Source organism: Ruegeria sp. AN11 (assembly GCF_056536005.1).
The window spans coordinates 3,671,500-3,692,758 of record NZ_JBQFJD010000001.1 but is presented as its reverse complement, the minus strand read 5'-3'; the positions used below and the strand labels follow the sequence as shown (position 1 = coordinate 3,692,758).

General features: G+C 53.6%; 19 protein-coding genes and 1 pseudogene. 6 read left to right on the top strand and 14 right to left on the bottom strand.

Annotation, left to right across the window (positions count from 1 at the left end; translation table 11 throughout):
- Positions 1-6: 6 nt before the first annotated feature.
- Together ACR3EQ_RS18255 and ACR3EQ_RS18250 are read right to left on the bottom strand one after the other, a co-directional pair.
- On the bottom strand, positions 7-543 hold the full coding sequence (locus tag ACR3EQ_RS18255; protein WP_480491462.1) for a GNAT family N-acetyltransferase: 537 nt from the start codon (positions 541-543) through the stop codon (positions 7-9).
- Positions 544-555: 12 nt separating this feature from the next.
- Positions 556-1,005 (bottom strand): nuclear transport factor 2 family protein, encoded by a 450-nt coding sequence (locus ACR3EQ_RS18250; protein WP_480491460.1) that lies wholly within the window; start codon positions 1,003-1,005, stop codon positions 556-558.
- Between the two features lie 598 nt (positions 1,006-1,603).
- Between ACR3EQ_RS18250 and ACR3EQ_RS18245 the strand changes: the two genes are divergently transcribed.
- Entirely contained in the window at positions 1,604-2,140 is a 537-nt protein-coding gene (locus ACR3EQ_RS18245; protein WP_480491458.1) for a hypothetical protein, read from the top strand.
- A 30-nt stretch (positions 2,141-2,170) separates the two neighbouring features.
- On the opposite strand, the gene ACR3EQ_RS18240 is transcribed toward ACR3EQ_RS18245, so the two are convergent.
- Positions 2,171-3,103 carry an IS5 family transposase gene (locus ACR3EQ_RS18240; protein WP_170619095.1) on the bottom strand — a complete coding sequence of 311 codons (933 nt, stop codon included), beginning with the start codon at positions 3,101-3,103 and terminating at the stop codon, positions 2,171-2,173.
- A gap of 282 nt (positions 3,104-3,385) precedes the next feature.
- Here ACR3EQ_RS18240 and ACR3EQ_RS18235 point away from each other — a divergent pair, with 282 nt between their 5' ends.
- A complete protein-coding gene (locus tag ACR3EQ_RS18235; RefSeq protein ID WP_170619308.1) occupies positions 3,386-5,152 on the top strand; it encodes an adenylate/guanylate cyclase domain-containing protein in 1,767 nt (588 codons plus the stop codon).
- 259 nt (positions 5,153-5,411) lie between these two features.
- Here the strand turns inward: ACR3EQ_RS18235 and ACR3EQ_RS18230 are convergent, their stop codons facing one another.
- The 6 genes and pseudogenes from ACR3EQ_RS18230 to ACR3EQ_RS18205 all read right to left on the bottom strand — a co-directional run bounded on the left by ACR3EQ_RS18230 (position 5,412) and on the right by ACR3EQ_RS18205 (position 12,117).
- Entirely contained in the window at positions 5,412-6,182 is a 771-nt protein-coding gene (locus ACR3EQ_RS18230; RefSeq protein ID WP_170617503.1) for a DUF2182 domain-containing protein, read from the bottom strand.
- Between the two features lie 28 nt (positions 6,183-6,210).
- Positions 6,211-6,831 (bottom strand): DUF1326 domain-containing protein, encoded by a 621-nt coding sequence (locus ACR3EQ_RS18225; protein WP_170617505.1) that lies wholly within the window; start codon positions 6,829-6,831, stop codon positions 6,211-6,213.
- A gap of 244 nt (positions 6,832-7,075) precedes the next feature.
- Complete coding sequence (locus tag ACR3EQ_RS18220) at positions 7,076-9,370, bottom strand: rhodanese-like domain-containing protein (RefSeq protein WP_480491457.1); 2,295 nt, start codon at positions 9,368-9,370, stop codon at positions 7,076-7,078.
- An 809-nt stretch (positions 9,371-10,179) separates the two neighbouring features.
- Positions 10,180-10,686 (bottom strand): zinc-binding dehydrogenase, encoded by a 507-nt coding sequence (locus ACR3EQ_RS18215; protein WP_480491799.1) that lies wholly within the window; start codon positions 10,684-10,686, stop codon positions 10,180-10,182.
- 138 nt (positions 10,687-10,824) lie between these two features.
- Positions 10,825-11,133: pseudogene (locus ACR3EQ_RS18210) on the bottom strand (alcohol dehydrogenase catalytic domain-containing protein); the annotation flags it as partial.
- A gap of 135 nt (positions 11,134-11,268) precedes the next feature.
- A complete protein-coding gene (locus ACR3EQ_RS18205; protein WP_170617511.1) occupies positions 11,269-12,117 on the bottom strand; it encodes a TauD/TfdA family dioxygenase in 849 nt (282 codons plus the stop codon).
- Between the two features lie 87 nt (positions 12,118-12,204).
- Here ACR3EQ_RS18205 and ACR3EQ_RS18200 point away from each other — a divergent pair, with 87 nt between their 5' ends.
- The 3 genes from ACR3EQ_RS18200 to ACR3EQ_RS18190 all read left to right on the top strand — a co-directional run bounded on the left by ACR3EQ_RS18200 (position 12,205) and on the right by ACR3EQ_RS18190 (position 16,694).
- A complete protein-coding gene (locus ACR3EQ_RS18200; protein ID WP_480491455.1) occupies positions 12,205-13,149 on the top strand; it encodes a LysR family transcriptional regulator in 945 nt (314 codons plus the stop codon).
- A gap of 391 nt (positions 13,150-13,540) precedes the next feature.
- A complete protein-coding gene (locus ACR3EQ_RS18195) occupies positions 13,541-14,341 on the top strand; it encodes a PLP-dependent cysteine synthase family protein (RefSeq protein WP_480442397.1) in 801 nt (266 codons plus the stop codon).
- A gap of 745 nt (positions 14,342-15,086) precedes the next feature.
- Positions 15,087-16,694, top strand: a complete 1,608-nt coding sequence (locus tag ACR3EQ_RS18190; protein ID WP_170617524.1) for a BCCT family transporter — start codon at positions 15,087-15,089, stop codon at positions 16,692-16,694.
- An 84-nt stretch (positions 16,695-16,778) separates the two neighbouring features.
- Here ACR3EQ_RS18190 and ACR3EQ_RS18185 read toward each other — a convergent pair whose 3' ends face one another.
- Positions 16,779-17,192 (bottom strand): universal stress protein, encoded by a 414-nt coding sequence (locus ACR3EQ_RS18185; protein WP_170617513.1) that lies wholly within the window; start codon positions 17,190-17,192, stop codon positions 16,779-16,781.
- A gap of 196 nt (positions 17,193-17,388) precedes the next feature.
- Here ACR3EQ_RS18185 and ACR3EQ_RS18180 point away from each other — a divergent pair, with 196 nt between their 5' ends.
- The gene (locus tag ACR3EQ_RS18180; RefSeq protein WP_170617516.1) at positions 17,389-18,060 is read left to right on the top strand and encodes a deiodinase-like protein; all 672 of its coding nucleotides are present in this window, start codon (positions 17,389-17,391) and stop codon (positions 18,058-18,060) included.
- Positions 18,061-18,179: 119 nt separating this feature from the next.
- On the opposite strand, the gene ACR3EQ_RS18175 is transcribed toward ACR3EQ_RS18180, so the two are convergent.
- The 4 genes from ACR3EQ_RS18175 to ACR3EQ_RS18160 all read right to left on the bottom strand — a co-directional run bounded on the left by ACR3EQ_RS18175 (position 18,180) and on the right by ACR3EQ_RS18160 (position 21,153).
- A complete protein-coding gene (locus tag ACR3EQ_RS18175; protein WP_480491453.1) occupies positions 18,180-18,905 on the bottom strand; it encodes an adenylate/guanylate cyclase domain-containing protein in 726 nt (241 codons plus the stop codon).
- 3 nt (positions 18,906-18,908) lie between these two features.
- Entirely contained in the window at positions 18,909-19,904 is a 996-nt protein-coding gene (locus ACR3EQ_RS18170; RefSeq protein ID WP_480491451.1) for a GAF domain-containing protein, read from the bottom strand.
- 358 nt (positions 19,905-20,262) lie between these two features.
- Entirely contained in the window at positions 20,263-20,436 is a 174-nt protein-coding gene (locus ACR3EQ_RS18165; protein ID WP_170617520.1) for a hypothetical protein, read from the bottom strand.
- Positions 20,437-20,727: 291 nt separating this feature from the next.
- On the bottom strand, positions 20,728-21,153 hold the full coding sequence (locus ACR3EQ_RS18160) for a hypothetical protein (protein WP_480442394.1): 426 nt from the start codon (positions 21,151-21,153) through the stop codon (positions 20,728-20,730).
- Positions 21,154-21,259: the final 106 nt, after the last annotated feature.

The following is a 21,259-nucleotide window of genomic DNA, read 5'->3' as shown; positions in this document are numbered from 1 at the left end:
TCGTTTCTATTCCTGCGGCTTAATACTTGGCTTAGGATGGCGCCAGACTTGCATCGCGCCCAATGCGGGGTGTTGAAACGTTCTTTCAAATGTCGCGTTCAGGCGCTCAGCTAGAGCAAACGACCGAGTATTGCCTTCCATGATGAGGCTAACTGCCGTTGTCCACCCAAGGGTATAGTAGGCAAAATCTCGAGCGGCGAGTGAGGCTTCGAACGCTATGCCTTTGCCCTCCCCGCCTGCAAAAACCGACCAAGCCACCTCGGGCTCCGGCCATCCCTCTGGAAACCAAAGACCAACAACACCAAGCGGCTCATCTGTCCTGCGGTCAGCAACGACCCACCGGCCAAATCCGTGTAGAATCCAATGACCGAACAACTCGCCGAATTGGCCATATGCTTCTGATCGCGTAAATGGTCCACCGACGCCTTGAGCGCGTTTTGACATACGGAACTCGACGAACGGTTTGTAATCTGAAGCGAGCGGTGCACGCATGCTCAAGCGTTCTGTTTCAAGGGTTGGTATATTTGCAAGTTTCGGTTTCATTTCCTTGAAAGGCTAGTGCAATTCTTCTGGGACCGGGTTGTTCTCGTCCGCCTGATCCCAAGCGTGAGCCATGATCGACCAACGGCCATCAGACTTAACAAGCAGATACCCACTGATGTCGTGGCTGACGTCCTTGCCGTTTTCCACAAGTTCCGACATTGCAAGAACGACCGCGATATTGCCAAAGCGCAAGATCTTCATTCCACGGGTGTGTTCTTCAAAGCTGCGCAGATTCTTTCTAGCGACCGTTTCCATCCGATCTACGAACTCCTCAAGCGATCGAAGCTGCGCTGGGCGTGCCGCGCCGCATAACTTTGCGTCCGCAAGGAAATCGTTTCCAAACTTTCCCCAATTGGGCTCATCAACCGCGCCCCATCGCATAGGCTCAAAGTGTTGCCCAATCAATTTCCTGATTTCAAAGTCATCAGACATCGCTTCACTCATTCGGATTGCCATCTGCACGCAGTCTAGACGCTTTAATCCAACTTTCAAAATCTGGGGCCGGAGCGATTTTAATGGGCTCTCAACGGTCCTTCGCAGCACTAGCCTCGAACGACCACTCCGCCAGCACCAACGACCACCCGTCAGCACCCGGAACCAGTCGTCAGCGGTCCAGCCAGCGCCAGTGGACCGTCCTCGGCGGTCTCGTCAGCTGTCCCGTCAGCGGCTTCTCTAGCGGTCGAGAATGCCCCATGCTCACTCGTCCTTCGTCCTCATGCTGCCCGTCGCTTCGCTCAGCAGAATGCCCCCGAAACCGCCCCAGTTTCGGCCACCGGTTGGAAAAGCCGATAACAATCATCGGTTGGCAAGGATTCCTACCACCCCAGCCAGTTCATCGGAACATGGAACGAGACTAGGCACTTGGGGCCAAACCCTCCGAGAAATGCCCCCGTTTATGCCCCAGTGGTTTCGGGTGATACGGGTGTTGAGGGTGGGACCCCAGAGGTCGTTGAAGGCCCATACCACGGCCCCTCAAACAAGCCAAACTTTTAAAAGCTTAAGAAATTGCATATAATCTGCTGCATTGTACCAATCGATGGTCTCGTTCACGGGGCGTGTCATGGGGGGGCCAAAAGGAAATAATTCTCACGAGAATGCCGGCGAATGGCATGCTTCAATGTCGGTCGCCTTGGCGCTTGGGCTTGGTTTCTTCGTTCTCACTTCAGTTGCAGGCGTATTGGGTGTGGGGCTGCTTGTTGGCTATCGAAATACCTCAGAGCTGCTGACCCAGAAGGCTCAACTTATTATTGGCACACAACGACAACAGGTCGAGCGTTATCTGTCTGCAGCTGCAGATCAAATCGACTTCATTGCGGGCAGGATTTCCTCGGGGGAAGTTGAACCGGAGGGTTCTGAAGAGTTCGTTAGCCTTTTGCTTGGCGCGGTTTCAGCTACCCCCCAGATTCTTCGGATACAGTTTATCGACAGACAGCAAATCCTGACAGGGGTTGAACGTATTGAAGACGAGACACTACCCATATTCGTAAAGCTTGGAGACGATATCGACCTGCGCCACCTCATCGACAAAGTAATCGAAACTGGAGAAGCTAACTGGGGTAAAATACTCTGGCGTGGCTCTGTTGCACAAATCGGCTGAACGCCGAGGTTCCCCTTTCCCCGAACGGACTTATCCCACAGCTCCCGTGACGGGTATGCCGAGCGCGGTGTAGCCGTTCAGGACGGCGATGCGGACCTGGAACTCGGCGACCTGTCGCTCGAAGTCTCTCGCCATGAGCCGTTGTCCCAGCAGTTTCACACAATGCATCTTGGTCTCGACGCGGCTCCGGCGGTGGTAACCGCTCCATCTTCGCCAGAGGGCGCGGCCGAGGTATTTCGATGCCCGCAGCGCCTCGTTGCGCGCTACGGCACCAGCGGTGACGGTCTTCCATGGCTTGGCGTTCTTGCCGGGCGGGATGACGGCGTGGGCGCCGCGGTCAGCGATGGCATCGTGGCAATTGCGTGTGTCGTAGGCCCCATCTGCCGTGACGATGCCGATTTCCTGGTCCGCCGGGATCTGGCCGAGCAGGTCGGGCAAAACCGGTGCTTCACCAATGTGGCTCCCGGTGATCTCAACAGCCCGGATCTCCAGCGTTTCCTCGTCAATCCCGAGGTGGACCTTGCGCCAGACGCGATGCTTCGGGCCACCATGTTTGAGGGCGTGCCATTCGCCTTCGCCCTCGACCTTGATGCCGGTGCTGTCGATCAGCAGGTGTAGCGGACCCTTGGAGCCGCAATACGGGATATTGACGGCCAACGTCTTTTGACGGCGCGACAGCGTGCTGAAGTCGGACACCGTCCAGTCGAGGCCAACCAGTCGAAGCAGACTTTCGACGAAGCCAGTTGTTTGCCGGAGCGCCATCCCGAACAGCACCTTCATCGAAAGGCACGTCTGTATAGCGGCGTCGCTGTAGATCTGCTGGCGGCCACGCCTGCCTGTCGGCGCGCCATCCCAGCTCATCTCAGGGTCGAACCAGATCGTCAGCGAACCCCGGCGCTTGAGCGCTTCGTTATAAGCTGGCCAGTTCTTGGTCCTGTAGGTTGGGGGTGTAGGTCTGCTCATGCATCCCAGCTACCACACTGGATTCACAAGATGAATCCCTCACGCGTTTTGTGCAACAGAGCCTCTCGGCGAAAGTAAGTCAGTTCATCTTCATATTGTGGACGTCGGCGTTGGGCTCGGTTCGACTATTCGCTGAGCAAGGTTTGAGAGACTGCAATTCGGACAGTCCGGCCGTACGCAGGGCCCTGCCTAATGCGCGTCTTTCTTTACGCGTCAGTGGACTCTCGTTCCCTGGAAAAGTAAGATGGCGCCATAGTTCTGTGACCTAGGGAAGCAGGTGCTATGACGGATGACCAAGTTCGGCGACGGCTCGCGGCTATCCTTGCAGCAGACGCAGTAGGATACAGCCGGCTGATGGATGCGGACGAAGAAGCTACGCTACGAACGCTCCTGGTCCACCGTGAAACCATTGAAGCATCCATTGCCAATTACAGCGGTCGTGTTTTTGGATCCGCGGGCGACAGTGTAATCGCCGAATTCCCGAGTCCCGTGGAAGCCGTGCGCTGCGCCATAGAAATTCAGCGGAGACTCGAGACTGGAAACGCTCACTTTCCAGTAGACCGCGTTATGCTTTTTCGCATTGGCATCAACCTCGGCGATGTAATGGTCGAGGGAGGCAACCTCTTTGGCGACGCAATTAACGTCGCGGCCCGGCTCGAGAAGCTGGCCGAAGCTGGGGGAATTATGATCAGCGGAACGATTTACGATCAGGTTGTTGGCAAGATCTCTTATCCGTTCGAATTCGTGGGTGAGCAAACTCTCAGGAACATTGAAGGCCAAGTGCGCGCGTACCGTGTTGCCACCAAAGAGATCGAGACGGATGCCGGCGCACGCGACAAAGGCACGCTTGAATTCGACCTTCCGGAAAGACCTTGCATCGCGATTGTACCCTTCAAATGCCTGTGTTCTGACCCCGAAAAGGACTTTCTTGCCGATGGTATCCGGTTCGGTATCTCGGCCACACTAACACAGCTTTCCGGGCTTTTTCTTGTTCATGCACCGGCCCTTAATCCCTATCGCGGGAAAGATGTCTCGGCATCATCGGTGGGCGCCAAATTCGGCGCTCGCTACATTCTCGAAGGCGCTGTCCAACAGGCTAGTGATCGAGTGCGGGTCACCGCGCAACTTACAGACGTAGAAATCGAGCAAATCATCTTTGCTCAAAGCTATGATCGAGTTGTGGATGATATCTTCAAAGTTCAGGATGAAATCACTCGGGAAATCATCGCTGCACTGAACATAAAGTTGGCCACGAATGAACGAAATCGCATTTGGTTCGAAAAACTCAACAGCCCTGAGGCGGTCGAGTGTTACTACCGCGGTGCCAGTCACTTTTACGAGCTAAACCCTGAGGACAATGGAATTGCCCGCGGCTTTTTTGAAGAGCTTCACCGCGTACAACCCGACTCAGTGGTGGGTCCGAGCTACGTTTCCGTAACGCATTGGATGGACGGTTTTTTCAAGTGGACCGAGCCGGCAGCAAGATCCATGGAACTGGCGGCCAATTGGGCGCAAAGTGCAATAAAATACGAAGACAACAACGGCATCGGTCACGCTGTCTTTGGGCATATTCTACTTCTTAACGGGAAATATGAAGAAGCGCTGAAGCTATGTAAAACCGGAGCGAAGCTTAGGTCGAGTTGTCCGTTGGCGCATGCTCTCCTGGGGCTCGTGCTGAATTATTGCGGCGACGCACAGTCCGCTGTTCAGAGCGTGAAAGAAGCCCTTCAGCTCGAGAAAGTGTATCCTGCCTGGCTAATCGACGTACTCGCAGCCGCGTACCGAGACAACGGCAACATTGCGCTCTCGATCCGCGCTGCGAAAGAGTCCTTGCGGCTTAATCAAAAGAACAATGACGCTCGCATTATTCTCTGCAGCGACTACGAGCTTACATCCGCTCACGACAAGGCGAAACGCGTCGCCCACGATATCGTGAGGAGTGATCCGGCGTTTTGCCTATCCGACTACGCAAGCAGTCAGCCTTACAAGGATCCGTCAACGCTCGACCACCTTATGCAAACCCTTCGTGTAGCTGGCTTGCCGGACTGAGCACCAGACTTGGATTTCAGGTCCTTGGCAAATTTGAATTAGCCTGCTTACTCAAATCAGCGCATTAGTCTTAAAAAATCATTGCCCGTGTAAAGCGATAAAACGAAAACTCGGCTATCGGGAGTATCGTGGCGAGTGGAGATGTCAGATTTAGGCTCGAGGCGGGTTTCTATCTCGTACTGAAATTGCCCGTCCGGTAAGGTTTCGGATATCACTCTGTCGTGGCATTCGACCTGCTTGAGAATTTATCGACCCTTCCTCAGGTCAGTGCGATCAACCACCCGCCCCAGACAATCAATACCAGGCCAAATCCTCGGCTCAGAAATCGCCCAAATGGCAACGTCTTTTCCGCCAACACCACGATTGTAAGTACGGCAACCCACGGCAGGTTCATGACGCCCAATACAAACAACAGCACCATCAGCAGCCAGCAGCAGCCAAGACAGTAGGCCCCGTGCTGAAGCCCCATCTTCGCGGCACCCAGGTTTCCCTCGTGCCAATGAGCCGTCAGAAAACTCATGGGCGAGCGGCAATGCTCTAGGCAAGCGTTCTTGAGTGGCGTCCATTGGAACAACCCGGCGAATATCAACATCACGCCGCCCACGGTCGGCGCAACCCTCCCCATCATGGAGGAAAGCGCGCCACCCGTGTGCAGCCACCAATTCAATACAGTCGCCGCCAGCGAGAACCCCAGCCAAACCAACAGATACCCTGCAACGAAGCTGCCCGTCGGCACGAAGGGGCGCCCTGCCTCCTCCCGTTTCGCGCGCACTCTTTCGTAGATCATTACGGCGGGTGTAACCGAAGGCAGCATCATCGCGAACATCATCACGGCCCACATGATAAGCATGAAGACAAAATCCGCGACTGACCACTGCATCATCATCGGCATGGTTACGTCGCTGGCCATCGCCATCGGGGACGAACCACGCCCGAGGTAAATTGTATAGGCCCACGCCAGCGCCGTGAGCGCAACTAGCGCAGCCAGAACCAGCGCCCGATCCCGTTGTGCAACTCCTAAAGCATTCATTGTAATAGCCTGACGATCCGGCCCAGCCTCAGCCGGCCCAGGCGACTTGTCCAACCACACCCGACCGGCCTGTCCAGCTCATGGGCATATCTGAGTCGTTCCAGGTGGTGCCGTCACTGGGGGCCAGATCACCTTGATGCCCCTCATGCCCGAAGGCGAGGCTGAACGCGGCGTTCTGCAGTTTCATCTTGTTGCCGAGATCATTGACCAGACGGCGGGATTTCATCTCGCCCACACCAGCCACACTCGCCGTTAGTTCGCCTTCGGCCTCGGTCACGCTGATCCCGGCGCGTTTGGTCGGAAGCCAGGTCGACAACAGGCTTGCTGGTACTTCCATGCCGCCGCCGGACGCACCCTGCAAGATGGTCTCCAATGACGCTACCTGCGCATCGCTGGCGTTTTCATCAATGTACACTCGCCCGGTGCCGTTGGCGTCGAACAGGGTCGGCCCGGGGAAATGAAACGAGACAATCGCGTTCTGACCGGAAAGGTCCACGCCTTCATGAGAGCCCTCGCGAATGCGTACCAACAGTGTTGTTGCGCAATACCCCTGGTCCATGAGCATAAGGTCGGCTTGTCCGAACCAGCATGGGCAAAGCATGTTGCAACTGCAGGTTTCGACGAGCTCGCCCGAAACATTCCAAGCCATGACTTCTCCTCCCGTCTCACGTTTTCCGCAGCCGAATTTTAGCATAAAGGCCGCGTTTCACCAATCAACCACAAGGCTACTCGTGCTTGCTCAGGGCTCAATGCGAACACGCCATCAATTTAGCTGGGCGTCTGCACTCCGACCGGTACCAACTGAACGTCTGCTCTACGCCCAACAGAAGCTCGCAGCCGACGTTTCTGGCATTTTTCAGGGTGAAACCAAGGGGTAGTTGGCGAGCGACGAGCTAATCGTTTTCAACGATTGCCGTTGGAAGGCCTTGCTCGACCCAATCTGGATACCCACCGGCATAGTACCGAGAATCCTCGAAGCCCCAGAGGTGGGCCTTTATTGCGGCATACGCAGAATATGGGCAATGTGGCCCATGGCAGCTGAATACCAAAGTGTCATCAAGTTCCGCTATTTCCAAAAGTGCGTCTCGTGACAGACCAACTAACAGCGAGAAGTTGAAGGAATTGGGTATATGCCCGGCATTAAAATCCAACTTCGCGCGCACATCGACGAATTTCGCTGCGCCTTGTTCCCAAAGAGCATGTGCTTCTTCAGTATTAATACGAGAGATTGATTCAGGGTAATACAAACCTTCATCACGTGTCATTTGGTCTGCGACATCATCGTAATCAATGTCATTGCCAGTGCTGGGTGGTACCCCGGCTTTCAAAACGCCCTCATACAAATGTCGGCGATAATCCGGGTCGTAACCGTACATGTCACCGTACCACCAGATAAGGCTTTCTTCAGCCGTAAAGGGATCATAAAACGACGGCAGGGCAAGAGCGTCGTACTGCTTTACCAAATCAGGGACTTCCTCTAGCCGCTCCAAGTGACCAAGCGCGGATACTAACGTTGTAATATCGGCCACTATGTCAGAATTGCGGTTGAGCACGCGTCGCATCGTTGCCACGACGTCCTCATATTTTTTTTGGTGAAGCTGGGAAACACCCAGTTCGCGCAAATAACGGGTTGGTTCAAGCGGATCAAAACGCAAGGCATACTGAACCGCCGCTTCTGCTTCCGACGCACGCCCTGTCGCGTTAAGGACCTTGGCTTTTACGAGATGTATGTCAGGGTCATTTGGCGCCAAAGCCAACGCTTTATCTAATTCCTTATAAGCCTCATCGTGGCGGCCCTGCTCCACAAGAATCTCTGCCTGAACCGAATATGCTAAAGCCGATGGTTCCTCCATTGCTTTTTCAAGGCTTCTTTCCACTTCTTTCCAAGACCGTTCAAACCCGCCACTCATGGCCAGAAACCAGACACTCTGAACAATTCGCCAATGGGCCGCAGCAAAGGCAGCATAAGCCCTGTGGTAATCGGGATCGATTGCGATCGCGTCTTCAAATCTGGAAATCGCGCTCAAGGTGTCATCAGAATTGCCACTGCGCAAAAGTTCAAGGCCGTACAGCAGCGAGTCATACGCTTCAGGATGTTCAGTTTCTGTTGTTCCAAACTCCTGTTTTTCTTTGGCTGTCAATTGAACCGCCAATGCAGATGTTATTTCTTCTAGGACCTTGTCCTGAAGTTCAAAAACCTGCTGAACATCACTGTCATATCGGTTGGCCCAAATATGATGACCGCTCAAGGCATCGATCAACTGTGCATTTACACGGACTTGATCTCCTGCTCTGCGCAGGCTCCCTTCAAGGATGTATTGTACCCCCAATTCTTCAGCGACCTGCTGGGATTTCACGGCCTTGTCTTTGTAAGTCCAACTTGAATTTCGTGAAATTACGAAAATGCCAGACAGCTTGCTCAAGTCCGTGATCAGGTCTTCGGTGATCCCGTCTGCAAAAAATGCGTGTTCTGGATTGTCACTAAAATCGTCGAACGGAAGTACCACGAGTGAAGGCTTGTCCGGCAGAGGAAGGGCCATCTGATCAACTGAGGCAGGATCGAATTCCGGTTTCCATGGTCGCCAAATCATTAGTGCAAGCAAGAGGATGATCGCAGACATTGAAATGCCTAACTTGATTGGAAAATTTCCAGAGCTTGAAACAAGCGGCTTCCCGCCCGGCACCACCCGATACACCCTGACAGGAGTGGATATGTTTTTTACTCTCTTTTCTCCTAGATCTTCATAACCAACTTCCACGTTCGCTTTGAGGTGATCGTAGGCTGTGCCGGATACGACCACACCTCCCGGTGCGGCCAATTCTTCCAGCCGAGCCGCGATGTTGACACCGTCTCCGTAGATATCCCCCTCGTCGAAGACTACATCGCCAAGGTTGACCGCAACTCGATAGCGGATCTTGCGATCTTCAGGGACATGCTCTTCTCGGGTTTTCATGGCTTCTTGAATCGAAACCGCACAGTGAACTGCCTCTACGACACTGGGGAACTCGGCAATCATTCCGTCCCCCGTTAGTTTTATTATATGACCTTTATGGGTGTCTATCTTGGGGTCGATGAGTTCGATCCGGTGTCGTTTTTGTCGCTCAATGGTACCTGTCTCGTCGGCCTCCATTAGGCGCGAGTACGCAACCATGTCGGCGGCGAGAATGGCAGCAATCCTACGCTCCATGCTAATCCTCCGAGTTTGAGGATAGCAGAAAATGAAATGAAATTCGACTTTAGGCCTGTTTAGCGCATTCAACCATCATTGGCCCCGCCAGCGCCTGTCGCCAATGTAAAATGGGGCTGCCAGCGACTCGAATTGCCAATGCTGACCCGTTGATGCTCCATTCAACACGTCGCTTCGATTAACAGAATGCCAGATGCTCACCCTCTAAATTCCCCGTGCTCACTCGTCCTTCGTCCTCGTGCCGCGTATCGCTTAGCTCCGCTAAATGCCCCCCAAAATCGCCCCAGTTCCGGCCACCGGTCGGAAAAGCTCATTGGTTTCATCGGTCGGCAAGGTTTCCTACCACCCCAGCCAGTTGATTGGAACATCGTTAGTTCGATACCCGTGGTACCCGTTTATGCCCCAGTGGTTTCGGGTGTTCTGACTCCCCTTGTCTCCTCCTCTTTCCTAACCACTAGCAGGGGTACTATGGGGGTGGGGAATAGGTATAAGTAATGAATAAAAACCGGAGGATAGAGAGACCCGAGACCGCTCACTGGTGCTGACGGCATCCGTAGGACTGGACCGTTGACGAGTCGTTCCTGGGGCTGACGGGCGGTCGCCGGTGCTGGCGGGTGGCGGGGCCTATGGAGTCGATGGCGTCAAAGCGGTCGCTCAAGCCTAATACACGAATGACCGCCTGGAGCCAAAAGCAGACGTTCATTGCGTTACCCGGAACAGCCAGATTGCGCGAATAACTGAATTTGCATAGGGACGCACAATGATAGAGGGAATGACTGTTTAAAAAACCCATAAGGCGTTTGGGCCGATCACGGCTGAAACCTTGTGATAACAGCGGTTCCTGGGGAAGTCGGTCCATTCATTGCGCGAAGTTCATTGCTAGCCTCTTCCAATCGGATTTCTCTGGCGACCATTGGCTGGATATCCACTTCGCCACGTTCGATCATTCCTAGAAGGCGGGGGTATTTCCATGAAGGCATACCACGAGTGCCAAAAAACGAGAGTTGTTTGGAATAGATTGCACGCATGTTCACCTGCATCTGGCCGTCGCCCGACGGCATACCAATTTGCACGTGTCGACCAAGGATAGCGAGACACTCTACGGATGCGTTCGTCGTTGTTTCGATACCCAACGCTTCTATGGAAACCTGTGCTCCTCCATCCGTGATATCTCGGATCGCTGCTGCGGCGTCTTCTTTGCTTGCATTTACTGTTGCGTCCGCGCCGTTGAGCTTTGCATACTCAAGCTTTTCTTCAACCACATCCACTACGACAACTCGGCATCCAAGCATTTTTGCCAATAGAAGAACGGACAAGCCAATCCCTCCGGTTCCGTGGACAGCCACCCATTCACCAGCTGCGACATCTGCACGGTCAGTCAAAGCATGCCAAGCAGTGGTGACACGACACCCGAGCCCTGCCGCCAAGGCAGGGGACAGCGTTTCTGGCAAGTGAACCAAGTTGTGGTCAAAAGGCACTGCAACGTATTCTGCGTATGCACCTTGCGTTCCAAATCCAGGAACGATTTGGTTAGCACAAGTGTTTGATACGCCTGTTTGACAAGCGTTGCAGCTGCCGCAGCCTAAGATGAATGGCGCTATGAGGCGATCACCAACTTTGTGCTTCGCTTGAGGCCCTGCCTCTACCACGGTCCCACAGTATTCGTGCCCTAAGATGGAGCCATTTTGAACTTTGGGGTGTGCACCAGACCATCCATGGAAATCCGAGCGGCATACGCCACAGGCAGCGACCTCCAGGACCACTCCATTGTCTGGACAGGTTGGATCCGGGACCGTCTCAATCGAAAGGTCTTCACAAAACTCTCTTACGACTGCAGCTCGCACTTAGCGCTCCTAAAGATTTGGTTTCATTGATCGAGCAATTCGGTTCAGTCGAGACTAAACAGGTCTATCGCCTTTCACGGTCACACGTCGCCCTTTACGCTCTGCGGGCCAATAGTCCCAGATAGCACGATGCATGCAGCACCGGTTGTCCCAAAAGGCCATGTCGTAAAGCGACCACCTGAACCGGATTTGATAGTTGATTTGTTCCGCATGCTCGAAAAGCATGTCGAGGATCGCATCGCTTTCCTTATCCGACAAGCCCACAATCTTTGTCGTAAATGTTCGGTTCACAAATAGCGATTTCCGGCCCGTTTCCGGATGAGTTCTAACAATTGGATGAACTGCTTCGGGACAATCAATATCGCTGTCTTTTTGTCCCCGGTCGCTATAGCGGCCTATATAGATATGCTCTGAACTATGAAGCGCAGACAGGCCGTTGATCATATCTTTTATCGGTTCAGAAAGATCGTCGTAGGCCGCATACATATCACTGAACATAGTGTCCCCGCCGCAGGGAGGGGCGATATGGATTTGAAGCATAGTTCCAAGAGGAGGCGTCTCGTCGCAAGAGACGTCAGAGTGCCAGAACTCACCGTTTGCTACCTTGGAATTCTTGGTTGCATGGATTTCGAAAATCTCTGGATATCCTTCCATTGTTGGGGCTGCGGGGTGCGCATGAAGCGGTCCAAAGCGTTTCCCAAATTCAATGTGCTGCGCAGGCGGAATTTCTTTCTGCTCTTTGAAAAACAGAACTTGATAGGTGTGAAAAGCGCTGCAGATCTCTGCGAACTGGTTGTCAGGAACAGGCCGGCTTAGATCGACTCCATAAATCTCAGCCCCAAGGTTTGGAGCGAAGGGTTTGGCAACGATGGAAGTATAAGCGTTGGATTTGGGAGCAACCATAAGCACCTCTGGGTTTGGTTTCGTTGGGCATGCTATGCGCAAGGTACACATCAACAAAAATGAACAAAAACGAAAATTCTTTGACTGATGGGTGAAAAAATTTCACATATTGATCACGGGTTAGGCGGTAGCGAGGTTATCGGAATGAGCATTAGGTCACTGCGAACTCTAATCGCAGTCCATCGACATGGTAGCTTCCGTGCCGCGTCAGAGGCGGAGCATTTAACTGCGTCGGCCGTCAGTCACCAAATGCGGAATCTGGAGGTCACTTTGGGGCTCGATTTATTTGACCGATCAGCCAAATCTCCCAAACTTACTCATACCGGGCTAACATTAGTCGGAGAGGCTGCTGCGGTGGTGGCCGCATATGACGGTTTGGCGGAAAGGGTGAGGTCGAACAACGAACTCTCTGGTGAAATAACTTTGGGGGCCGTTCCAACAACTCTGACTGGATTGGTGCCAATTGCGCTAGCGAGGCTAAAGTCCGTGCATCCGGATATCCGTGTAAGAGTTGTTCCAGGTTTGACCAATCAGCTTTTGCTACAGTTAGATCGCGGGCAGATTCAAGCGGCGATCATTTCCCGACCAGATGTTCTGCCAAACACGTTGGAATTCTCTGAAATTGTATCCGAAGAATTGGTCCTGCTTGTCTCGGAAAACACCCCAGATTTACCTCCGAAAGAACTGCTTGGTGCGTCACCGTTTATTCGTTTTACGCGTGATGCGGTTGTAGGAAGGCAAATCGAGACTTGGCTGCAAAGAAAGGGCATTGAAGTCAAAGACGCCATGGAACTAGAGAGCCTTGAAGCAATCTCAAGTATGGTGGCGGCTGAACTTGGCGTATCAATCATACCAGACAGCCGCTTAGCTGCATATGACCACTTGCGGCTCAAAAGTATTCCCCTTGAACAGAACGGACCTAAGCGCATTGTTGGCCTGGCGAATATGAGAGCCTCACCTCGCACTAAAATGATCGACGCAGTTAAGACGGCACTATTGGAAGCAGTAGAAAACCAGCTGGTATATTTGTGAGCTCGCACTCCAGCAGGTATCCACAAGAAAATTTTTGCCACTTAAATAACCGAGACTGGAAATCAGTTTTGGCCAGTCTCTAACGCCAAACCTGATTGCCGCGATAGGTTGTGTCGCCTACAGAGCAGCCTTACGTTACTTTTTGGTGGCTGAGCACCAGGCGCCCAAGTTGCAAAACTCTGCAGTGTCTACCAAAGTTCGCTTCGAAACAGAGTTGGGACTCTTATAATGACTGGTACATTTTGTTCCATTCTCGGAGCGATTGGAAACACACCTTTGGTGTCTCTTGATCGGCTGGTAAAGCACTATGGTTGCGAGGGAAAAATTTTAGCCAAGCTCGATTACTTGAACCCCGGATTCTCCAAAAAAAGACCGCGCGGCGCTTGGGGTCATTGAAGCAGCTGAGGCCAATGGCACGTTAGAGCATGGGCAGACAATCGTTGAGCTGACAAGTGGCAATATGGGCACCGGCCTTGCCATCATCTGCAGTATCAAAGGCTACCCATTCGTTGCTGTCATGTCCAAAGGCAACTCGCCTGAGCGCGCACAAATGATGCAGGCTCTTGGCGCCGAAGTCGTGTTGGTAGATCAAATGCCGGGAAGTCGCCCCGGGGAAGTATCCGGCGCTGACCTCGCAGAGGTTGATCGCGTGGCTACAAAACTGACGATTGAACGCAACGCATTTCGAGCTGACCAATTCCAACGAGAAGGTAATCCGAGTGCCCATGAACATACGACTGGCCCAGAACTTTGGGAACAGTCCGGCGGCAACATCGATGCATTCTGTGATTTTGTCGGATCGGGTGGCACTTTGTCTGGGACTTCCAAGTACCTGCGATCGCGAAATTCAGAGATCAAATGCTATCCCATTGAGCCCGAAGGCGCTGCTGTTATCGCCGGTCAGGAAGTGACAAGCCCCGAACATCCCATTCAGGGAGGTGGGTATGTTATGGATGATCTCGATTTCCTTCGAGGGTTCGTGTGGGATGGGTTTCTTCAAATTGATGGCAACACGGCGCGTCAGACTTGTCGCAATCTGGCGCGTTTAGAAGGCATTTTCGCTGGGTTTTCTGCCGGCGCCAACGTGGCGGGTGCTGTCGAGCTGCTAAAAGGCCCTCACAAAGGCCAGACCGTTTCCGTGATCATTTGCGACTCCGGATTGAAGTACCTTTCTACTGATCTTTTCACGTAGAACTGCCCTTTGGCGTAGGGTGCGTCCGCGAAGTAGACGCTCACGAAGTTACTGCGAATGACCGAATTAAGCCAATATTGTTGAAAAACTCGAGAATTCGGCCCACTCGCTTTTTCGCCGATTTCCATCGCGTCAGCAATGTTGACACCACTTGCCCAAAGCAGGCCATGACAGCCTCTCACATCGCGGAACCATTGCTTCGGCCGACCCCCTGGCGAAAAAATCAACCGCCTGTCAATGGGTAATTTTTTTCCGGTTTTGGCCAAAACTGGAGTTTTTCAACAATATCAGTCCAATGCGGATATCACAGGACAGCAGATTGAATTGTGGTTCCGGTGCCAAAGCGTAAGCAATCTAAACGCGTTAATTCTGCCCACTTGACGGTTGCGCTACCCGAGGAAACTGAGCCAGCTGCGAGTTCCCCAATGCTGTTAGACAGGGATGAACTTGACCTAACGGTTCTGCTGTTTAGCCGAGATGGCTACGACAGACTTCAGAACATAGGTCACTAAGTCGTGTGGGTTTTTGGCGTTCTCGGCCGACTAATTTGCCGCTACGCGACAAAGTTACCCTGTTGAAATTGTTTACCTATCGAAGCTGATTTGACTGTTTTTTGCTTCTTGACTTTGCGGCCTTGGGACTTGATGCGCCGTTTCCTGTCGTAGCTCCCTCCAACTCAGTGTTGGACAGATCGTCGCATGCCGTGCAACGATAAACCTTATGAAACAGCGCTATGGGAGGCAAAATGTCAGATTCAAGTCCCAAAAAGATGCTCGACCCGGACCCACGTGTCTGGGACTTCGAGACTGAGTATGAACTCGGACAAGACAACATCAGGCCGCTCGGGTTGGATATTCACAACCCCGTCTTCATTGTCTCTGGTTTGCTGATCCTGGGTTTCGTGATCGTGGCTTTGGCCAATCAGGAAGCTGCCGCTGCATTCTTCGGCTGGCTCCGGCCATGGCTGACCAGTACCTTTGACTGGTTTCTGGTGTTGTCGGTAAATGCGATCACGTTGTTCTGCCTGGCGCTTATTGTCCTGCCTGTCGGAAAAGTCAGAATTGGCGGAAAGGATGCGAAACCCGACTACTCATATGCGGGTTGGATCGCAATGATGTTTGCGGCAGGGATCGGGATCGGCCTCCTGTTCTTTGGTGTTTTGGAGCCAGTGTATTACAACTTTTCGGAAGACGGGAATGCACGGCCCCTGAACATCGACATTAGTCAACCGGGCAATGAGTATATTGGCGTCGTCGGGACAATACATCACTGGGGTCTCGAAGGCTGGGCTGTATATGCTGCAGTGGGATTGGCGCTTGCGATATTCGCTTACAACCTGAACCTGCCACTCACGCTCCGGTCGGCTTTTTTTCCGCTGCTTGGAGAACGTGTCTGGGGCTTTTGGGGACATCTCATTGACACGCTGGCGGTCTTTGCGACACTTTTCGGCCTTACGACGTCCTTGGGCCTGGGTGCTCAACAAGTTGCTGCAGGTCTGAATGAGGTGTTTGGCATCTCACCGTCCCCGACGCTGACCGTTATCATTATCGTTGCCATCACGCTTATCGCTCTTGGCTCCGTCCTCTTGGGCATGGACGCGGGCGTAAAAAGACTGTCTGAGATAAATATGATAATGGCCGTCGGGCTCTTTATTTTTGTGATCGCTATGACCGGAATTTCTGCCGCAATCGCGCGCTACGTTTCAGTCATGGTAGACTATGTCACATTGCTGCCCGCACTCTCCAATCCGTTCGGGCGGGAAGATACGAGCTTTTTCCACGGCTGGACAACATTCTATTGGGCGTGGTGGATTGCTTGGTCGCCTTTCGTCGGCATGTTCATTGCACGGATTTCCCGGGGTCGCACCGTGCGTGAGTTTGTACTCTGTGCCCTGATTGCACCAACAGCTGTTTGTGCGTTGTGGATGTCCACTTTCGGAGGTGCGGCCATCGACATGCTGAATTCCGGTGGTGCTGAAGGAGTCAAAGCCACTGTCATCGACAGTTATGCTCCGGAGGGCGCTTTGTTCGGTTTCCTCAAGGAACTGCCGCTGTACAACATCATTGCGCCGATCTCACTGGTGTTGATTGTGATCTTCTTTGTCACCTCGTCCGACTCCGGTTCACTGGTGATCGATACAATCACCGCAGGTGGCAAGTTGGATGCGCCCGTCGTTCAGCGCGTATGGTGGTGTACGCTTGAAGGCCTTGTCGCTATTGCACTGCTCCTCGGCGGTGGGTTGAACGCCCTTCAGGGAGCCGCCGTGTCTATGGGGATCCCGTTTACACTGGTGATACTCATCATGTGCTACTGCCTGTGGTTGGCCTTGCGATCTGAATACAAGAAGCTCTGAGAAACAGTCGAGAGCAGTTGTGGCTTCCCATTGAGATAGGGGAGCCATTACATCAAACTGCGGTACTTCGCCATTTTTGAACGGCTAGTTACGTACTACAAAAACAGAGCACCTAGCGTGCGTAACGACATGACTGGCAGTTGTACCCAACAGGTAGTCTTGGATTTTTGGATTGGCCGCCTCCATTACGATCATGTCGACGTTGCGTTCATCCGCGAGTTTCACGATCTGGCGATGCACCGCTCCGGTCCGGACAGTGGTTTCAAGTTCGACGCCTTCTGCTGGGTGATCTTCAACAAACTTCTTCAGTTGCTCGCTCCAATATCCAACAGAGTCGCGAATGTTCAAGTTTCGCTCCATTTCTGGCGCAACTGTCACCACGAGAAGCCGCGCTTCTCGGCGTTTAGCCATTGCGATTGCTTCTTCGTAGGCGCTGTGATCCAGCCTCACGTGACGAAGGTTTATCGGGCATAGGATTAAATTCGTATCAAGTGGCATCTTCACCGTCCCGTCTCACGCTTTCAATCAGTAAGTGTTAGACAATGACTTTGCGAGGTGGACCGTCAAGAGTGACCGCTTCCAATACACAGCAGCCGCTTTGTCCGCGTAGCTGTCGTTCGAGCGACACGCTGCGAATGATCGCTTCAGACTTCTTGGCCACTCGTGGTAAATTTGGTGTGGCGGAGGAAGAACAGTGAGCAAAATTGCATTCAGTATGCGTGATCAGATGGACGGTATGTCCGATGATGAATTCGAAGATGCGATGAGTCTTAGTAAGGCGGATTTTCTTGACTATCTCGACAAAGCGGCAGCGTCAGAAACGAGATGCAAGGCCAACTTAGGTGAACCGGCTCCAGACTTCTTGGCGCACGTATTATGTGAGGATGGAGACGTTTCATCCGACTTACTGAAGCTATCCGATCTTCGCGATGCGCCTGTCTCGTTGATTTTCGGGAGCTACACGTGTCCCATATTTCGTCGTCAATCCGAGCGCATGAAGCAGTTAATTGGCGAATTTGAAAACTCGGTTCAGTTCGTTTTCGTTTACACGCTGGAAGCGCATCCGACAGACGGATGGAACACAAACTCCAACCGTGCCGACAAAATTATGTACGCTCAACCAACAAATATGAATGAGCGTGCCAAGGTGGCCCATGATTGGCGAAGGGCCTTCAGCTTTCACAGCCAAGTTGTCCTAGATTGGCCAGACAATCGGATAAATGACGATTACGCTGGCGCACCAGAGCGCTTGTATATTCTCGACGCTAAGGGTGTCGTGACCTTCAAATCCGAGCAAGGCCCATATCACGATAGCCATCTAGAGGATTGGGCAAAAGCGTTAAGAAGCGCCACAACAAGCCCGTAGCGGTTTCGACCAATTGGCAATCCGATGCCGCTATGCAGCTAATGGCGGTTTTGTCCACTAAAGCGGCCATCAATACCAGATACCGCGAACGACTGGCCTGAGCCCTAAGCACTCATTGACTAAGCCTCAGCTATGCCGGTCAGCCGAAACACTTCCATTGGCTCCCGGATGCCTTTCAGCGTTAACTCCCCACGCGATTCCACGAGGAACCGATCCTCGAGCGCGATGGCCGCCCGCGGACTTAGAAGGATCTCTCCATCCTCTGCCTCGTCGCAAAGACGCGACGCTAGGTTGATAGGTGTGCCAGAAGCCGTGTAGTCGAACCGCCCCTCAAACCCCACGATCCCAATGTTCGCATACCCAAGGGAGACAGCCACACCGAAACCCAGCCGGTGACCCAATCGCTTCCATCGCATGCAAAGATCCACCATCCGCGCGCGCATGGCAATCGCCAGCCGCGCCGCCTCGCCTGCGGGGTCGTCACAGGGCAGCGGATCGTTGAACAGCACCATTATGCCATCCCCCATCCGCAGATCAACTCCCGCCTCGTGGGCGTTGATCAGCTTTCCCATCTCTTCGTGATAGGTTTGGAGAACCTCGATGGTCTCCTCCGGCTCCGCCGTCTCGCAAAAGGCAGTGAAGCCCCGGATGTCGCAGAACAGCGCGCCCAGAAGCGCCCGATGGCTCGACAGCAACTTCTCAGATCCCGACGAAATGACGGTATCTGCCACCGCCGCCGGCAGGAACCGCTTTAGGCGCCCCATGCGCTCGATCTCGCCCACCTGGGCTTGCACCCGATCGCCCAATTCGGCATTGAGCGCCTCCAGCGCCCTGAACTGGCGCACGTTCTAGATGGCGATGGCGGCCTGGGAGGCGAAGCCTTCGACCAGTTGGGTATCCGAGTCACGCGGGAGGCGGTCGGGCGGCCACATGAGGTTTATGCTGCCCCACACTTCGCCGCGGACAAAGATAGGTACACCTACCAGATACTTCAGGCCCCGCGCCCGGACCCATTCGTAATCAAGATAACTTTCGTCAGTAGCATCGTCGATCCGGGCGACCGCTCGAGAGCGGAAAACCCGGCCAGTCAAAGTATTGTCGGCAAGCGGTTCTGCTGGCGTCAGTTCCGTCTCGGCGAGGGCTTCGCCGCGGACGCCATAGCTGGCGCAGTAGTGGATAATGCCATTCTCGACGCGCCACAAAGTGCACACCGGTGCACCACATAGTATCGCCGCGTTCCGCGTGATCAGGTCGAACACTGGGCCATCATCGTCCCGATTCTGGCTGATGACTTCCAGAATATCCCGCGTCGCCACTTCACGCTCTAGCCTAGCCTGCAGCTCGCGGAACTGCCGCACGTTCTGAATGGCGATAACGGCTTGTGCAGCGAAGGTTTGCACCAAGGCGATTTCATCTTCTGTGAAGGGCAACACTTCCCGACGGTAGAGAAACAAAACCCCTAGCGAAGAATCCGGTGTTAACAGCGGAACGGTAAGAAGTGTGCGTATGCCCTCAACTTCAACCGCGTGAACCCGGTGCGGTTGACCGGCATCGTAAATTTGGTCTCGTGCATCGGCGATCTGCAGCGGTTCGCGAGCAATCATCGCCTGTACCGTCAGTGATTGTTCCGGGTCCATTGGCAACGGATTGGCATTGATCAGCTCAACGAATTGTGACCGGGCGCCGTGATAGGCGGGGATTGTCAAACAGGTGCGCTCATCATTGGCCAGAAACAGACATGCAAATGGCGCATTACACAATCGTGCCGCGCTTTCAAGAATCACATCAAAAACAGGTTTTTCATCGTCACGGGACCGTGAGATGACCTGAAGGATTGCCCGCATCGCACGCTCACGCTCACGTGCACGCGCAAGCTGTTTTTGCGACCCATGGCGATTTGTGTTCTGAGGCGAATTAATCACTGTCGCGCCTTTGGTTGCGATGTACTTAATTCAATCTTAGCCGCGCAGGCTTTCGCATTCCAGACTGTGTACTTGAGCACATCTGGCTGAGCAATATTACATTTTCGACACGAGCGTTAGCATCTACTCGTATTGTGGGAAGCAATTCAGGCGACGTAATGACCGGCAGTTTTGTCCGCACAGCCTTCATTCCGCCACCTACGACCAACGTCATCCTTGGAAAAAGAAAGTAAAGCAGAGATCCGCCGGCAACCCGCTAAGGGCCGCCGAGGTTTGGATTTCAGGGTGGTCTGCGATTAACGACATTGTGGGCTAACCACTGCCAGTAGGCTTCAGCATCCCGGAACCCCTGAGCCCGAGCTGCCAGATCTTCCGCTGCCTTACGGGTGCACCCGCCGTCGTATTCGGCAATCGCTGCTCGCTCCTCGAACGCGTCGATGTCCGGGAAACTCATATCGGGAGCCGTATCTGATCGACGATCGACCGACGCTGCTCATCACTGATCCCAGCCGAGTATTTCCCGTAGGTGATCCCGTTCTCCGATCGAGCCGATTGGTGACCGACCAGAGAGGCTGTGAAGTGCTCAGGAAAACCCGTTCGCTCGCACTGGGCGATGAACCACTTGCGGGTCGAATGGAACACAAACTCTCGCCCCTACGCTCTGGTCAAGCTGCAAACCGATCGGTCACCGTATCGGCTCGCGAAAACCCGACGGAGTATCGGACCGATTAAAACCCGCTCGGTCCTAAATCGTTACTGCGCCGGGAGAGAAGCGAAACTTATCAATTAAGGGAGCACCCAAATGACAGGGTGGGAAGTCACATTCAACATTGCAGCAGCGGGAACGACAATCGCTCTGCTTCTTTATGTACAGTATCTTCTGAAAACCTAGGCCGCCGATGAATCTCCGCATCTCACGGGTACGCCACACACTCGGCAAGTTTTCGTTCGCCATTTCGACGGGAATTCCATGCGCCTCGGCAAAGTCGCAGACCGGCAGAAGCTTGCGCCAATCACGAGAAATGATTGCCGTCCCCTTCCAGCTCCAATCTGGGATCAGTTTTGACAGGCGGATCATCTCGTTGACCGCCGAAAGGGCCTGAGCGTCGTTTCCGGCCGGGCAGCCAAGGATTTGGACCCGCCCCTGCGCAACCGGGTCGAGGCTTTCCATGATACCCCCGGGGCGGGTCCTTTTGCCGTGATTGGTCGACGGTAATCCCATGGCCTGTTTTCATACGTTCCCGGGATCCTCCGATCACGGCGTTCGCTGCGCTGAT

Excerpts from the sequence above, each read along its gene's own strand:
- ACR3EQ_RS18160 (WP_480442394.1), bottom strand. The coding sequence starts at position 21,153 with ATGGAAAGCCTCGACCCGGTTGCGCAGGGGCGGGTCCAAATCCTTGGC.
- ACR3EQ_RS18190 (WP_170617524.1), top strand. The coding sequence starts at position 15,087 with ATGTCAGATTCAAGTCCCAAAAAGATGCTCGACCCGGACCCACGTGTC.
- ACR3EQ_RS18235 (WP_170619308.1), top strand. The coding sequence starts at position 3,386 with ATGACGGATGACCAAGTTCGGCGACGGCTCGCGGCTATCCTTGCAGCA.
- ACR3EQ_RS18185 (WP_170617513.1), bottom strand. The coding sequence starts at position 17,192 with ATGCCACTTGATACGAATTTAATCCTATGCCCGATAAACCTTCGTCAC.
- ACR3EQ_RS18240 (WP_170619095.1), bottom strand. The coding sequence starts at position 3,103 with ATGAGCAGACCTACACCCCCAACCTACAGGACCAAGAACTGGCCAGCT.
- ACR3EQ_RS18170 (WP_480491451.1), bottom strand. The coding sequence starts at position 19,904 with ATGCGGGCAATCCTTCAGGTCATCTCACGGTCCCGTGACGATGAAAAA.
- ACR3EQ_RS18255 (WP_480491462.1), bottom strand. The coding sequence starts at position 543 with ATGAAACCGAAACTTGCAAATATACCAACCCTTGAAACAGAACGCTTG.
- ACR3EQ_RS18230 (WP_170617503.1), bottom strand. The coding sequence starts at position 6,182 with ATGAATGCTTTAGGAGTTGCACAACGGGATCGGGCGCTGGTTCTGGCT.
- ACR3EQ_RS18245 (WP_480491458.1), top strand. The coding sequence starts at position 1,604 with ATGGGGGGGCCAAAAGGAAATAATTCTCACGAGAATGCCGGCGAATGG.
- ACR3EQ_RS18225 (WP_170617505.1), bottom strand. The coding sequence starts at position 6,831 with ATGGCTTGGAATGTTTCGGGCGAGCTCGTCGAAACCTGCAGTTGCAAC.
- ACR3EQ_RS18165 (WP_170617520.1), bottom strand. The coding sequence starts at position 20,436 with ATGAGTTTCCCGGACATCGACGCGTTCGAGGAGCGAGCAGCGATTGCC.
- ACR3EQ_RS18205 (WP_170617511.1), bottom strand. The coding sequence starts at position 12,117 with ATGGTTGCTCCCAAATCCAACGCTTATACTTCCATCGTTGCCAAACCC.
- ACR3EQ_RS18200 (WP_480491455.1), top strand. The coding sequence starts at position 12,205 with ATGGGTGAAAAAATTTCACATATTGATCACGGGTTAGGCGGTAGCGAG.
- ACR3EQ_RS18220 (WP_480491457.1), bottom strand. The coding sequence starts at position 9,370 with ATGGAGCGTAGGATTGCTGCCATTCTCGCCGCCGACATGGTTGCGTAC.